This window comes from Zhihengliuella salsuginis (assembly GCF_014651715.1).
GTDB classification, from domain to species: Bacteria; Actinomycetota; Actinomycetes; order Actinomycetales; family Micrococcaceae; genus Zhihengliuella; species Zhihengliuella salsuginis.
The window spans coordinates 183,614-197,600 of the sequence record NZ_BMXK01000002.1; the positions used below are offsets into that span (position 1 = coordinate 183,614).

A 13,987-nucleotide genomic window follows, 5' to 3' on the forward strand; every position below is an offset into this window, starting at 1 on the left:
CGATCGGACCTAAGTCCATTTGAACCAGCGGGTCGCGGCGGTGCCGGCGACGGCGGCCCACGCGAGAAGTACGACGACGGATCCCGTCGCCACGGTGCCGTCGATCAGCGCTGCGCGCATGGCGTCGCCGAGCGCTGCCGACGGGAGGACCTGGACGATGTCCGGGAGGACCCCGGGCAGGTGGCTGCCCGGGATGAGGATCCCGCCGGCCGCCGCCAGGAGGATCCAGGCCAGGTTGGTGATGGCCAGGGTCGCCTCGGGGCGGACGGTGCCGGCGATGAGCAGGCCGAGGGAGGTGAACGCAGCGGCGCCCGCGAGCAGGAGGCCGAGGCCGATCAGGGTCCCGAGCGGGTCCGGTCGCCAGCCCATGAGCAGGGCCGTTCCGCCGACGACGACCAGCTGGACCGCCAGGACGGCCAGCACCGCGAGAGCCTTGCCGAAGATGAGGCCGACCCGGCCGAGCGGCGTCGTCGACAGGAACGTCAGGACCCCGTAGCGGCGGTCGAACCCGGTCGCGATGCCCTGGCCCGTGAAGGCGGTCGACATGACGCAGAGGGCCAGCACGCCGGGGGCCGCGGCCTCGATGCGCGAGGAGGCGACGCCGTCGAGCAGGTCGACGAAGGTCAGCGCCACGAGGGCGAGCAGGGGCAGCACGACGGCGAGGACGAGCTGCTCGCCGTTGCGCAGCATGAGCGTGGTCTCGTAGCCGCCGTGGCGCAGGATGCGCTGGGCGACGGAGGCCGCGTTCGACGGCGCGGCCGGGGCGGGGGTGGTCTCAGTCATCGGACTGCTCCTTGGTGGACGCCAGATCGAGGAACACGTCCTCGAGGCTGCGCGGCTGCATGCTCAGGGCGGTGGGCAGTACGTCGGCCTCGGCCAGCCACCGGGTCGCCGCGGCGAGGTGCTCGGCCGTGTGGACGCCGGTGATGCGGTAGTGGCCCGCGGACCCGCGCGTCAGGGTGAGCCCAGCGGTGGCGCGCAGGTCGTCGGCGCTCAGCTCCGCCGTCGTGCTGATCTCGAGGACGCGCGACTCGGTCTCGGCGTGGGCGGTCAGCTCCGCGACGGTGCCCTCGGCGACGTTGCGGCCGTCGTCGATGATGTAGACGTAGTCGGACAGGCGCTGGGCGTCGTCCATGAGGTGGGTGGTCAGGACGATCGCGAGGCCGGCGTCGCGCAGTTCGGAGATCAGGTCGAAGACGACCTGGCGGGACTGCGGGTCGAGGCCGGCGCTCGGCTCGTCGAGGAAGACGATCTCCGGCCGGCCGACGAGGGCGGCGGCGAGGGCGACCCGCTGCTTCTGGCCGCCGGAGAGGCGGCGCACGGATGTGGAGGCGAAGCCGTCGATGCCGAGGCGCGCGATCAGGGCGTCGACGTCGGCGGGCCGCCGGTACATTCCCGCCACGTGCTTGAGCAGCGGGATCGGGCGGACCGACGGCGGGAGGCCGCCGTCCTGGAGCATGACGCCGACGCGCGAACGCAGATCGGAGGACGCCGTGAAGGGGTTGTGGCCGAGCAGGGAGATCGAGCCGCCGTCGGGCTTCAGCAGGCCCTGGGCGCAGCCGAGCGTGGTCGACTTGCCCGCGCCGTTGGTTCCCAGGATCGTGGTGACCGCACCGCGCTCGGCGCGCAGGGAGACGCCGTGCAGCACACGGACCATGCGGCCGTCGAGGGCTGCGACGGGTCCGAAGTCTTTGCGGAGGGATTCGACGGCGAGGGCGGGGGCTGACGAGGACACCACAGCATTCTACGTGACGTAGAGAATCCGGCCGACGGCGGGTGCGGTAGGGTCGGACCGCGCGCCACTGCGCTGCCCGGAGCCCCGGGCCGGCCCCCGAAGAGCGGGGTGTGTCGGAACTCACGGCCGGGCGCTCTCCGGCTAAGGGTCGCCTTGCTAGTCAACAGGGCCCGAATAGGTCATGATTGTGTTGTGTATTCAGCTCAGTTGACGACTCCGGAAGACGATGGGGCGCGGTCCCATGGTGGCCGGGCGCCCGAAACCGAGGATCGTACCCGTGACCGCGTACTGCAGGCCGTCCTGAAGCAGGGGCCCGTCAGTGCTGCGGAGCTGGGGGAGTCGCTCGGCTTCACGCCCGCGGCCGTCCGCCGCCACCTCGACTCCCTCAGCAAGCAGGGCCTCGTCGAGGTCAAGGTCATCGCGAGCCAGGGTGCGGGTGCAGGCCGCCCAGCGCGTCGCTACGTGCTCAGCCAGCGCGGCCAGACGCGGCTCGGCAACGACTACCTCGACATCGCAGCCGACGCGCTCACCGAGCTCGCCGATGCCGTCGGCGAGGAGGCCGTCAACGCCTTCGCCGCCCGGCGCTTCGGGGCCATGGAGCGCCGCTACCGGCCCATCGTCGAGGCCGCCGGCGAGGATGTGACCGCCCGGGCCGAGGCGCTGGCCGGAGCACTGGCCGCCGACGGATTCGTCGGCTACACCCGCGAAGTCGGCGCGACCCTGCCCGAGGCCATGCAGAGCGTCCAGCTCTGCCAGGGGCACTGCCCGATCCAGGGCCTCGCCGCGGAGTTCCCCGACTTCTGCGACGAGGAAACCAAGACCTTCGCGCGGCTGCTCGGCGTCGATGTGCGCCGGCTGTCCACGCTCGCCGGCGGAGGGCACGTGTGCACCACCCACGTTCCCGTTGGACGCCACAAGACTCCTCAGCGCGCTGAGAAGAGAACTCGAATCAAGATCAACAAGCAGGAGAGGCCGCGATGACGGATCAGATTGCACAGGAGACCGCCGATCCCGGCGTGAACAATGAGATCCTGGAGAAGAATCCGGAGCTCCATGGGATCGGCAACTACGAGTACGGCTGGTCGGACAAGAACGACGCCGGAGCCAACGCCAAGCGTGGCATCGACGAAGACGTCGTCCGTGACATCTCGTCCAAGAAGGGCGAGCCGGAGTGGATGCTCAACCTGCGGCTCAAGGGCCTGAAGTACTTCGAGCGCAAGCCGATGCCGACGTGGGGCGCAGACCTCTCGGGCATCGACTTCGACAACATCAAGTACTTCGTGCGCTCGACCGAGCAGCAGGCCACGACGTGGGAAGACCTGCCCGACGACATCAAGAACACCTACGACAAGCTGGGCATCCCCGAGGCAGAGAAGCAGCGCCTCGTCTCCGGTGTGGCCGCCCAGTACGAGTCCGAGGTCGTCTACCACCAGCTGCGCGAGGACCTCGAGTCCCAGGGCGTCGTCTTCCTCGACACGGATACCGCGCTGAGGGACTACCCGGAGGTCTTCCAGGAGTACTTCGGCTCGGTCATCCCGGTCGGCGACAACAAGTTCGGTTCGCTGAACACCGCCGTGTGGTCGGGCGGCTCGTTCGTGTACGTCCCCAAGGGCGTCCACGTCGACATCCCCCTGCAGGCCTACTTCCGTATCAACACGGAGAACATGGGCCAGTTCGAGCGGACGCTGATCATCGCCGACGAGGACTCCTACGTCCACTACATCGAGGGCTGCACGGCCCCGATCTACCAGTCGGACTCGCTGCACTCGGCCGTCGTCGAGATCATCGTGAAGAAGGGCGCCCGCGTCCGCTACACGACGATCCAGAACTGGTCGAACAACGTCTACAACCTGGTCACCAAGCGCGCCATCTGCGAAGAGGGCGCCACGATGGAGTGGGTCGACGGCAACATCGGCTCCAAGGTCACCATGAAGTACCCGGCCGTCTACCTGGTCGGCGAGCACGCCAAGGGCGAGACCCTGTCGATCGCCTTCGCCGGCGAGGGGCAGCACCAGGACACCGGTTCGAAGATGGTGCACATCGCGCCGAACACCTCCTCCTCGATCGTCGCGAAGTCGGTGGCCCGCAACGGCGGCCGCTCGGCCTACCGCGGTCTGGTGCAGGTGCGCGAGGGCGCCAAGGGCGTCAAGAACTCGGTGGTCTGCGACGCCCTGCTGGTCGACCAGATCTCCCGCTCCGATACATACCCGTACATCGACGTCCGCGAGGACGACGTCACGATGGGCCACGAGGCCACCGTGTCCCGTGTCTCCGAGGAGCAGCTGTTCTACCTGATGTCCCGCGGCATGGCGGAAGACGAGGCCATGGCGATGATCGTCCGCGGCTTCATCGAGCCCATCGCCCGCGAGCTGCCGATGGAATACGCGCTCGAGCTGAACCGCCTCATTGAACTTCAGATGGAAGGATCCGTCGGTTAACCATGACTGATACCGCAACTACTCTCTCCGGCGAGAAGGCACGCATCGGCTCGCCGTCGATCGCGGGATTCACCGAGGAGGGCGAGAACCTCTCCCCGTTGAACGAGGACGCATCGCCGCTGGGCGGCGACGCCTCGAAGGCCCACAGCCATGGTGCCGCCGCAGGCATCCCGCAGGCATCCCGCGGCGAGCGCCCCACCAGCTACGACCTGGCGGACTTCCCGGCCCTGACCGGCCGTGAAGAGGACTGGCGCTTCACCCCGCTGAAGCGCCTGGGCGGCCTGCACAAGGCCGCGCCGTCGGCTGACGCCCCCGCCGTCGCCCTGGCCGGCAGCGAGGGCCTGGCCCTCGAGACGGTCGCCATGGACGACGCCCGCGTCGGTTCGGCCGGCGTCCCGGACGACCGCGTCTCCGCGAACGCCTGGAACGCCGCCAAGGAGGCCACCGTCCTGTCGATTCCGGCAGGTGCCGAGGGCGCCGAGGCGATCCTGACGATCAAGGGCGACTCCTCGGAGGCAGCCGCGCAGCACGTGGTGATCGTGGCCGAGCCGAACTCGAGCTCCGTCGTCGTCCTGGACCACGTGGGCACCGCGGTGCTCGCCCAGAACGTGGAGGTCGACGTGAAGGAGGGCGCCAAGCTGACGCTCGTCTCGCTGCAGGCCTGGCAGAACGACGCCATCCACACCTCGGCCCAGCAGGCGAAGGTCGGCAAGGACGCGTACTACAAGCACGTGGCCGTGACCTTCGGCGGCGACCTCGTCCGCCTGACCCCGTCGGCGCGCTTCGACGGACCCGGCGCCGAGGCCGAGATGTACGGCCTCTACTTCGCCGACGCCGGCCAGCACCTCGAGCACCGGCTGCTGGTGGACCACAACCAGCCGCGCTGCAAGTCCAACGTGCTCTACAAGGGCGCGCTCCAGGGCAAGGACGCGCACACGGTGTGGGTCGGCGACGTCCTGATCCGCAAGAACGCCGAGGGCACGGACTCCTACGAGGCCAACCGCAACCTCGTCCTGACGGACGGCGCGCGCGCGGACTCGGTGCCGAACCTCGAGATCGAAACCGGGCAGATCGAGGGCGCCGGCCACGCCAGCACCACCGGCCGGTTCGACGACGAGCACCTGTTCTACCTGATGGCCCGCGGCATCGACGAGAAGACCGCGCGCCGGCTCGTCGTCCGCGGATTCCTCAACGAGATCATCCAGAAGATCGGCGTGGCCGATCTCGAGGACCGCCTCAACGAGACCGTCGAAGCAGAGCTCGCCGCCACCGAGAACTAGGCCCCCGCAGGCCGCAAGAATTCACAGACCCACGCCGCTGCAAGCGGCTTACAGGAGAGATACGGACAAAATGTCTACTCTGGAAATCAAGGACCTGCACGTCTCGATCGACACCGAGCAGGGCACCAAGGAAATCCTCAAGGGCGTGACCCTGACGATCAACACCGGTGAAACGCACGCCATCATGGGCCCGAACGGCTCCGGCAAGTCGACGCTGGCCTCCACGATCGCCGGCCACCCGCGCTACAACGTCACCTCCGGCTCGATCCTGCTCGACGGCGAGGACGTGCTCGAGATGAGCGTCGACGAGCGCGCACGCGCCGGCCTGTTCCTGGCCATGCAGTACCCGGTCGAGGTTCCGGGCGTCACCATGACGAACTTCCTGCGCACCGCGAAGACCGCCATCGACGGCGAGGCGCCGAGCCTCCGCCACTGGACCAAGGACGTCAAGGCGGCCATGGCGAACCTGAAGATCGATGCCGACTTCGCGAACCGCAACGTCAACGAGGGCTTCTCCGGCGGTGAGAAGAAGCGCGTGGAGATCCTCCAGCTCGAGCTCTTCAAGCCGCGTTTCGCCGTCCTCGACGAGACCGACTCCGGCCTCGACGTCGACGCCCTGAAGGTCGTGTCCGAGGGCGTGAACCGCGCCTCGGAGAACCACGAGATGGGCACCATGCTCATCACCCACTACACCCGCATCCTGCGCTACATCACGCCGGACTTCGTGCACGTGTTCGTCGACGGCCGCGTCGCCGAGCAGGGCGGCCCGGAACTGGCCGAGCAGCTCGAGGAAGAGGGCTACGACCGCTTCACGGTGAAGGCCTGACCATGAGCGAGACGACCCAGGGCAACACGCAGACGCCCCTCGAGGACGTCGAGGAGGCGCTGAAGGACGTGATTGATCCCGAGCTCGGGATCAACATCGTCGACCTCGGCCTGCTGTACGGGCTGAAGTACGACGACGAGGGCACGCTGATCATCGACATGACGTTGACGACGGCTGCCTGCCCGCTGACCGACATCATCGAGGAGCAGGTCGGCTCCTCGTTGGAGAGCGTCGTGGACGAGCACCGGCTGAACTGGGTCTGGATGCCGCCGTGGGGTCCGGAGCGGATCACCGACGACGGCCGCGACCAGATGCGGGCCCTCGGCTTCAACATCTAGGACGCAGCGGTCCGTAGTGCGCAAGAGCCCGGGCCCTTGACCTCAACCGAGAGGCAATCTCTCGGCCGGGGTCAAGGGCCCGGGCTCTTCGTGCGTGCGGGCGCCTCAGCCGGTGGGTTCGTCGTCGTGGTCGAGGAGCCCGCGCGCGGCGAGCGCGTCGCCGGTCCGGTGCGCGTAGTCGATCGCCGAGACCACGACGGGCCCGGCCAGCGCGACCGGATTGCGCCCGATCCCGCGGGCGCGCGCGGCGTCGCCGACCTCCACGGCCGAGGCCGCGATCGCCGGGATGCTGCGCAGCATCAGGCTCACCCCGAGGGAGAGGGCCTCCGGATCGATCCCGACGTGGCGCAGCGGGCGCAGGGCGCGGCCGAGCCCGTCCATGAGGACGGTCAGCTCAGTGACCAGCAGCAGCAGCCGGGCCGCCTGCAGGGCCGCCAGCATCCCTCCCACGATCGCGACGGCGCGCGCGGCCGACTCCATTCCCGTGGCGCCGGCGGAGAACGCCAGCCACCACTGGTGCGCGCCGAGGATTGCGAACATCCACCACAGGTAGCGCAGCGGGTCGGCCCAGCAGGCCAGCACCCGCCGGCCGGCGGCCGCGTAGAGCAGCACGGTCAGGCCGATCAGGGCCAGGGCCACCGGCGCCTCCCGCCAGGCGAGGGCGCACACGCCGAAGGCCAGGACCACCAGGTATTTCGCCCACAGGGGCGCCCGGTGGATCCCGCTGCGTCCGGGGATGGCCAGCCCGAGCGTCATCATCCGCCCCCGCACTCAGGCCTCCCGCAGGGCGAGCTGCCGGTAGGCGGCGACCGCCTCGTCGGGTGCGCCGTCGAAGACCACGCGTGTCTGGTCGACGACCAGCACGCGGTCGGCCCGGGCGGCGAAGTCGAGATCGTGCGTGGCGTAGACGACCTGTTGCTCCAGTGTCGCGAAGGTCCGCTGCAGCAGCGCGTTGTTGCGCAGGTCCAACAGGGTCGTCGGCTCGTCGGCGACGAGGATCCGCTGCCCGGCGGCGAGCACGGTCGCCAGGGCGACGAGCTGACGTTCTCCGCCCGAGAGGTCGTAGACGCTCCGGTGCGCCAGGTGGTCCAGGCCCAGGCGCTCGAGGATCTCGAGGGCACGACGGCGGCGCTCGCCGCGGTCGGGAACGCTCGCCTTGAGGGAGAGTTCGACGTCCTCGAGGACGACCGGCATGACCAGCTGGGCCAGGGGGTCCGTGAACAGGAATCCGACATCGCGGCGGACCCGCTTGGTCGCCTGCCGCGTGCAGTGCCCGTTGACGAGGACCCGGCCCCCGCTCGGGGCCACGAGCCCGTTGATCATCTTCAGCAGTGTGGACTTCCCGGACCCGTTCGCGCCGATCACGGCGACCCGCGGTTCCGACAGGGTCAGGGTGACGGGGGAGAGGACCGTCCGTTGCGGGACGGCCTTCGCGCTGGCGTCTACCGCGGCCTCATCCTCCACCGCCAGGGCGGCGGACTCGAAGCTGACTGTCGATTCGTGCATGTCTCCAGTAACCCACAGACCCGATCAGGCCCGGAAATCGCGGCGGGCGAATCGCGGGAACGCCTTGAAGACGGTCACGGTGATGCCCGCAGCCACCAGGGACTTGAGGATGTCGCCCGGCCAGTAGGGGAGGTCGTACAGGAAGGCCTGCGCCAGCGGCAGGTCGCCGTTGATGCTCATGCCGAGAACTCCCAGCGGGTGGTTCACGAGGATCGAGGCGCCGAAGGAGGCGGCGAAGAGCCACAGGAAGCGCAGGCGGGTGGTGCGGCGCAGCAGCCACGTTGCAAGGGCGCCGGTCAGCAGAGCCGTCAACGGGAAGGAGAGGAGGTATCCCGCCGTCGGGCCCGCCAGGACGCCGAGACCCCCGGAGAACTTCGCGAAGATCGGCACGCCGGCCAGGCCGACGACGAGGTAGAGCAGCGCGGCTGATCCGCCGCGCCAACCGCCGAGGATCAGGCCGCACAGCGAGATGCCCAGGGTCTGGAGCGTGATGGGCACGCCCAGCGGGCCGACCGGAACGGCCGGGACGAGCGCCAGCACGGCGATGAGCGCCGCGAAGACGGCGACGAGCGAGAGGTCCCGGGCCGTCGGTCGGGCCAGGACCCGGGGCGCGCCCGGCGAGGGTGCGGTAGTGTGATTTGTCACGATCGTTCCTTCGAAAGCCATATTGAACGGTGTTCAATGATGGTACACGAGCCGACACCGCTAGACTGGAACGTCCGTCATTTTGCGTCCCCATCGAAAGGAATGTGCCGGTGATTTCCGTAGCCGATCTCGAATTGCGAGCCGGCGCCCGTCTGCTCATGGAGGGCGTCGCCTTCCGCATCGACAGTGGGGACAAGATCGGCCTGGTCGGCCGCAACGGCGCCGGCAAGACGACGATGACCCGTGTCCTGGCCGGAGAGGGGCAGCCCGCCGGCGGCAGCGTGACCCAGTCCGGCCGGATCGGGTACCTCCCGCAGGATCCGCGCACCCCGAACATGGAACAGCTGGCCCGCGACCGCATCCTCTCCGCCCGAGGACTCGACGTCATCGTCGGAAAGCTCCGCAAGGCGCAGGACGACATGGCCAGCGAGGACGAGGCCGTCCGCGAGAAGGCGATGAACCGCTACGACCGCCTCGAGGCCGAGTTCATCGCCGGTGGCGGCTACGCCGCCGAGTCCGAGGCCGCCGCGATCTCGAACAACCTGGCCCTGCCGGAGCGCATCCTCAACCAGCCGTTGAGCACGCTCTCGGGCGGTCAGCGGCGCCGTGTCGAGCTGGCGCGCATCCTCTACTCGGACGCCGACACGCTCCTGCTCGACGAGCCGACCAACCACCTCGACGCGGACTCGATCACCTGGCTGCGCGAGTTCCTCAAGAACCACCAGGGCGGGCTGCTCGTGATCTCCCACGACACCGACCTGCTGGAGGCGACCGTCAACAAGGTCCTCTACCTCGACGCGCTCCGCGCGACGGTCGACGTCTACAACATGGGCTGGAAGCGCTACCAGGACCAGCGCGTCGCCGACGAGGAGCGCCGCCGCAAGGAGCGCGCGACCGCCGAGAAGAAGGCCTCCCAGCTCAAGGACCGGGCCGCCCGCTTCGGCGCCAAGGCGTCCAAGGCGTCCGCCGCCCATCAGATGGCGGCGCGCGCCGACAAGCTCCTGGCCGGGCTCGAGGACGTCCGCCAGGTCGACCGCGTGGCCGCGCTCCGCTTCCCGACTCCGGCCCCGTGCGGCAAGACCCCGCTCATGGCGGAGGGGCTCAGCAAGTCCTACGGATCGCTGGAGATCTTCACCGACGTCTCGCTGGCGATCGACCGCGGATCCAAGGTCGTCATCCTGGGTCTGAATGGCGCCGGCAAGACCACGCTGCTGCGCATGCTCGCCGGCGTCACCCAGCCGGACACGGGCGAACTGCAGCCCGGCCACGGGCTGAAGGTCGGCTACTACGCCCAGGAGCACGAGACCCTCGACCACGAGGCGAGCGTGCTCCAGAACATGCGGAACAACGCGCCGAGCCACCTCGCCGACGCAGACATCCGCGGCATCCTCGGATCGTTCCTGTTCGTCGGCGACGATGTCGAGAAGCCCGCGGGCGTGCTCTCCGGCGGAGAGAAGACCCGACTGGCCCTGGCGACCATCGTGGCCTCCAGCGCGAACGTCCTGCTGCTCGACGAGCCGACCAACAACCTGGACCCGGCCTCCCGCGCCGAGATCCTCAGTGCGCTCGCGAACTTCGAGGGCGCCGTCGTGATGGTCAGCCACGACGAGGGCGCGGTCGCGGCGCTGAATCCGGAGCGCGTCGTGTTGCTGCCGGACGGCGACGAGGACCTCTTCAGCGAGGAGTACCTCGAGCTGGTCGCCCTGGCCTGACCGCGCGCCCCTTCCCGGGGGCCCAGCACGGCGAGGCGTCGTCCCGAGATGCGAGAAGGGGCCCGGAAACGGGCCCCTTCTTGCGTACCGGGCCGGCTACCGCTCCTGTTCGAGCGCGTCCAGGTAGGCGTCCTCGAGCTCCTCGTCGGTCGGCTGGCCGTCGCGGCGGATCGACTGCTTCCGGCGGGGCGCGCGGTAGGCGGAATGCTTGATCTCGAGGCCGGCTGCGGCCGCCTCGGCCTCCTCCTCGCGGTCCTCCCGGTTGATGCGCGCCTGCTGCCGCGCGGCCCAGACCAGCCCGACGAAGCCCAGGACGCCGAATGCGAACCACTGGAGCGAGTACGAGAGGTGGTTGCCCTCCTCGAGGACCGGCCGCTCGAGCGCCTGCGGGAGCTCGGCGGGGGAGGGCGACTCGGACGCCATGCGGGCGTACGCGCCCTCGGCGACGGGGATCCCGAGCACCTCGGAGACGTGCGGGAGGTCGATGGAGGCGACCTGGCCCTCGGGCGCGTCGCGGTCCAGCGTCGGTTCCGGCGGGCGCAGGCGGGCGACCACCTCGACCCGGCCCGCGGGCGGAGCGGGGATGACGTCGGGCCGGCCCGCGTGCTCGTTGCCGATGGGCAGCCAGCCGCGGTCGATCACGACGACGTCGCCTGAGTCCGTGCGGAAGGGCACCAGCACCTCGTACCCGGGTCGTCCGCCGAGCGGCCGGTTGCGGACGATGAGCGTGTCGTCCGCCAGGTACTGGCCGTCGAGGCGCACGGGCGTCCACGCCCGCTCCGCGGGGAGGCCGTCGAACAGGGCCTCGGCCTCCGCATAGGCGACGGGCTCGGCGTCGTAGTTGTTCTCGACGATCTCATTGGCGGCGCGCGCCTCGTCGAGTCGGCTCATCTGCCAGTTCCCCAGCCACGTGCAGGCTCCGGCGAAGACGCAGACGAGCAGCAGCCACCCGAACCACCGTGTGCTGACAAGAAAGCGGTACACGCCTCTACTGCTCCTTCGAATCGAACGGGAGGGTCTCTTTCCACAGGCCCCGCTGGGTCAGGTAGTCCTGGAGCCAGTCGCGGTGCTCCCCGCAGGCGAGCCACTGCTTCCGGCGGTCCGGTGTGTGGATGCGGGGGTTGTTCCACAGGAGCGACCAGGCGGCGGGGGCGCGGCAGCCCTTCCGCGAGCACGTCGGGGCGTCCGGCCCGTGCTCGCCGGCGAGTTGGCTGAAGAGGCTCACGGGCCTTCCTCCTTCGTCTTCGGATGTGGTGTCGGCTCGGGGTGTTCGTCGGTGTACAGCTCGCCCTCGAGGGTGACGGGTTCGTCGTCCGGCTCGTCGACCGGGTGCTCCGCGCCGAGTTCCTCGTACGGGGCGTGGTCGATCAGGCTGGTCGGCGCCGGATCGCGGGAGTGGTCTTTGGTGGCCCCGTTGGCGATGACGACGGCGACCCAGGGCAGGAAGGCCGCGCCGGCGAGGAAGACCCACACGAGCCAGGAGTCGAGGAAGAAGAACGCGGCGATGAAGCAGGCCAGACGGATGCCCATGGTCAGCGTGTATTTGAACATGCGGGAATGCACGTCCGCGGTGTGTGACTCGTCGGCTTCTGTGATGTTGTACACGTGCTCAGAGCCGTTTTGTGCCGCGCCCGGGCGGGGGTCGGCATCGTCGAATCCTGAATCAGTTGAATCGCGCATCTATCTTTCCCACGGCAGTTGCTTCCATTGTCTCACCGTCCGGTCCGGGCGCAGAATTCGGGCCGCCGCCCGATAGGATGGCTTGCGAATCAACGAACGTGGGCCGCCGGGCAGTCCCGGCGGCAATCCGATGGAGGTAAAACATGTCTGACGCGACGGCACACCAGCAGCGCTCCGTCCTCGTCACGGGCGGCAACCGGGGCATCGGCCTGGCGATCGCCCGGGCCTTCGAGGCCAACGGCGACAAGGTGGCCATCACGTACCGCAGCGGCGAGGTGCCCGAGGGCCTGTTCGGCGTCACGGCCGACGTGACCGACGCCTCGTCGATCGACGCGGCGTTCACGGCCGTCGAGGCCGAGCACGGCCCGGTCGAGGTGCTGGTGGCGAACGCCGGCGTCACGCGCGACACCCTGCTGATGCGCATGAGCGAGGACGACTTCACGTCCGTCGTCGACACGAACCTCACCGGGGCGTTCCGCGTGATCAAGCGCGCGACGAAGGGCATGATCCGCCTGCGCAAGGGCCGTGTCGTGCTGATCTCCTCCGTCGTCGGCCTCTACGGCTCGCCGGGCCAGGTCAACTACGCCGCATCGAAGGCCGGCCTGGTCGGCATCGCCCGCTCGATGACCCGCGAGCTCGGCGGCCGGGGCATCACCGCCAACGTCGTCGCCCCGGGATTCATCAATACGGAGATGACCGCGGCGCTGCCCGAGGACACGCAGAAGAACTACCTCTCCGCCATCCCGGCGAACCGCTTCGCGGAGCCGGAGGAGGTTGCAAACGTCGTGCGCTGGGTCTCCAGCGACGAGGCGGCCTACATCTCGGGCGCCGTGATCCCGGTCGACGGCGGTCTGGGCATGGGTCACTAACCTTAGAGGTTTCCTACAACCGCGGGGGCGCCGGGGGCTGGCAAAATGGTTCCGGGCGCCCTTTCTGCGGCGCAGTTTTTGAAGCTTTTCCACAAACGCACGAACAGGAGCCAGCATGAGCGAGACGACGGCAGCGACCGACCTCAGCGGTAGGACGGCCATTGTGACCGGGTCTTCCCGCGGCATCGGCGCCGAGACGGCCAAGCTTTTGGCCGCCGCCGGCGCCAACGTCGTGGTGAACTACCGGCAGAAGGCGCCGCGGGCGAACAAGGTCGTGGCCGCGATCGAGGAAGCGGGCGGCCAGGCCATCGCAGTGGGCGCCGACCTCACCGACGGCGGGGCGCAGACGCTGGTCGACGCGGCCGTCGAGGCCTTCGGCGGCGTCGACATCCTGGTCCTGAACGCGTCCGGCGGCATGGAGTCGGGCCTCGGCGAGGACTACGCGCTTCGTTTGAACCGCGACGCCCAGGTCGACATGCTCGAGGCTGCGGCGTCCGTCATGAAGCCGGGCGGGCGCGTCGTGTTCGTTACGAGCCACCAGGCCCACTTCATCGACACGGTGCCGACGATGGACGCGTACGTACCGGTCGCGAAGTCCAAGCGGGCCGGCGAGGTCGCCCTGCGCGAGCGTCTGCCGATGCTCGAGGAGAAGGGCGTCAGGTTCGTCGTGGTCTCCGGGGACATGATCGAGGGCACCATCACGGCGACCCTTCTGGACCGGTCGACGCCGGGCGCGATCGAGGCCCGCCGCGAGGCGGCCGGCAAGCTCTACTCGGTCGAGGAGTTCGCCGTCGAGGTGGCCTCGATGGTGGGCGCCGACGTCGAGCACGGCCACACGGAGTACGTGGGCGGCGCCGAGGACTTCCTGGCCGCGGGCGGCCGGGGCTAGAAGCGGTACGACGACGGCGGGGCGCCGGCGGCGGGTTCCAACCCTGCTGCCGGCGCCCCGCCGTCGTTC

General features: G+C 69.5%; 16 protein-coding genes. 8 read left to right on the plus strand and 8 right to left on the minus strand.

Features of this window, described 5'->3' with window-relative positions; translation table 11 throughout:
* Window positions 1–9: 9 nt before the first annotated feature.
* Window positions 10–783 (minus strand): ABC transporter permease, encoded by a 774-nt coding sequence (locus IE069_RS02920; protein WP_189348618.1) that lies wholly within the window; start codon window positions 781–783, stop codon window positions 10–12.
* Window positions 776–1,738, minus strand: a complete 963-nt coding sequence (locus tag IE069_RS02925; RefSeq protein ID WP_189348619.1) for an ABC transporter ATP-binding protein — start codon at window positions 1,736–1,738, stop codon at window positions 776–778. The genes IE069_RS02920 and IE069_RS02925 overlap by 8 nt, the downstream gene beginning before the upstream one ends.
* Before the next feature lie 204 nt (window positions 1,739–1,942).
* Between IE069_RS02925 and IE069_RS02930 the strand changes: the two genes are divergently transcribed.
* The 5 genes from IE069_RS02930 (at window position 1,943) to IE069_RS02950 (ending at window position 6,617) form a co-directional block, all read left to right on the plus strand.
* A complete protein-coding gene (locus IE069_RS02930) occupies window positions 1,943–2,716 on the plus strand; it encodes a helix-turn-helix transcriptional regulator (RefSeq protein WP_189348620.1) in 774 nt (257 codons plus the stop codon).
* Window positions 2,713–4,173 (plus strand): Fe-S cluster assembly protein SufB, encoded by a 1,461-nt coding sequence (gene sufB, locus IE069_RS02935; RefSeq protein ID WP_189348621.1) that lies wholly within the window; start codon window positions 2,713–2,715, stop codon window positions 4,171–4,173. The genes IE069_RS02930 and sufB overlap by 4 nt, the downstream gene beginning before the upstream one ends.
* A 2-nt stretch (window positions 4,174–4,175) precedes the next feature.
* Window positions 4,176–5,453 carry a Fe-S cluster assembly protein SufD gene (sufD, locus tag IE069_RS02940; RefSeq protein WP_189348622.1) on the plus strand — a complete coding sequence of 426 codons (1,278 nt, stop codon included), beginning with the start codon at window positions 4,176–4,178 and terminating at the stop codon, window positions 5,451–5,453.
* Window positions 5,454–5,523: 70 nt separating this feature from the next.
* Window positions 5,524–6,279 carry a Fe-S cluster assembly ATPase SufC gene (gene sufC / locus IE069_RS02945; RefSeq protein ID WP_189348623.1) on the plus strand — a complete coding sequence of 252 codons (756 nt, stop codon included), beginning with the start codon at window positions 5,524–5,526 and terminating at the stop codon, window positions 6,277–6,279.
* Window positions 6,280–6,281: 2 nt separating this feature from the next.
* Window positions 6,282–6,617, plus strand: coding sequence for a metal-sulfur cluster assembly factor (locus tag IE069_RS02950; RefSeq protein ID WP_189348624.1), 336 nt, complete (start codon window positions 6,282–6,284; stop codon window positions 6,615–6,617).
* Window positions 6,618–6,722: 105 nt separating this feature from the next.
* On the opposite strand, the gene IE069_RS02955 is transcribed toward IE069_RS02950, so the two are convergent.
* The 3 genes from IE069_RS02955 to IE069_RS02965 are packed head-to-tail and all read right to left on the minus strand — an operon-like array spanning window position 6,723 to window position 8,768.
* Complete coding sequence (locus IE069_RS02955; protein ID WP_189348625.1) at window positions 6,723–7,388, minus strand: energy-coupling factor transporter transmembrane component T family protein; 666 nt, start codon at window positions 7,386–7,388, stop codon at window positions 6,723–6,725.
* Window positions 7,389–8,123: an energy-coupling factor ABC transporter ATP-binding protein gene (locus tag IE069_RS02960; RefSeq protein WP_189348626.1), complete on the minus strand. Its 735-nt coding sequence runs from the start codon at window positions 8,121–8,123 to the stop codon at window positions 7,389–7,391.
* Window positions 8,124–8,147: 24 nt separating this feature from the next.
* On the minus strand, window positions 8,148–8,768 hold the full coding sequence (locus IE069_RS02965) for a biotin transporter BioY (RefSeq protein ID WP_229790905.1): 621 nt from the start codon (window positions 8,766–8,768) through the stop codon (window positions 8,148–8,150).
* 110 nt (window positions 8,769–8,878) lie between these two features.
* Here IE069_RS02965 and IE069_RS02970 point away from each other — a divergent pair, with 110 nt between their 5' ends.
* Window positions 8,879–10,480, plus strand: coding sequence for an ABC-F family ATP-binding cassette domain-containing protein (locus IE069_RS02970; RefSeq protein ID WP_189348628.1), 1,602 nt, complete (start codon window positions 8,879–8,881; stop codon window positions 10,478–10,480).
* Between the two features lie 96 nt (window positions 10,481–10,576).
* Here the strand turns inward: IE069_RS02970 and IE069_RS02975 are convergent, their stop codons facing one another.
* From IE069_RS02975 to IE069_RS02985, 3 genes are read right to left on the minus strand one after another with little or no spacing between them, the layout of a single operon-like run.
* Complete coding sequence (locus tag IE069_RS02975) at window positions 10,577–11,464, minus strand: SURF1 family cytochrome oxidase biogenesis protein (protein WP_189348629.1); 888 nt, start codon at window positions 11,462–11,464, stop codon at window positions 10,577–10,579.
* 4 nt (window positions 11,465–11,468) lie between these two features.
* Window positions 11,469–11,705 (minus strand): hypothetical protein, encoded by a 237-nt coding sequence (locus tag IE069_RS02980; RefSeq protein ID WP_189348630.1) that lies wholly within the window; start codon window positions 11,703–11,705, stop codon window positions 11,469–11,471.
* Window positions 11,702–12,160: a DUF3099 domain-containing protein gene (locus IE069_RS02985; RefSeq protein WP_189348631.1), complete on the minus strand. Its 459-nt coding sequence runs from the start codon at window positions 12,158–12,160 to the stop codon at window positions 11,702–11,704. The genes IE069_RS02980 and IE069_RS02985 overlap by 4 nt, the downstream gene beginning before the upstream one ends.
* A 143-nt stretch (window positions 12,161–12,303) precedes the next feature.
* Between IE069_RS02985 and fabG the strand changes: the two genes are divergently transcribed.
* Complete coding sequence (gene fabG / locus IE069_RS02990; protein ID WP_189348632.1) at window positions 12,304–13,029, plus strand: 3-oxoacyl-ACP reductase FabG; 726 nt, start codon at window positions 12,304–12,306, stop codon at window positions 13,027–13,029.
* A 115-nt stretch (window positions 13,030–13,144) separates the two neighbouring features.
* On the plus strand, window positions 13,145–13,918 hold the full coding sequence (locus tag IE069_RS02995; RefSeq protein ID WP_189348633.1) for an SDR family oxidoreductase: 774 nt from the start codon (window positions 13,145–13,147) through the stop codon (window positions 13,916–13,918).
* Window positions 13,919–13,987 lie beyond the last annotated feature (69 nt).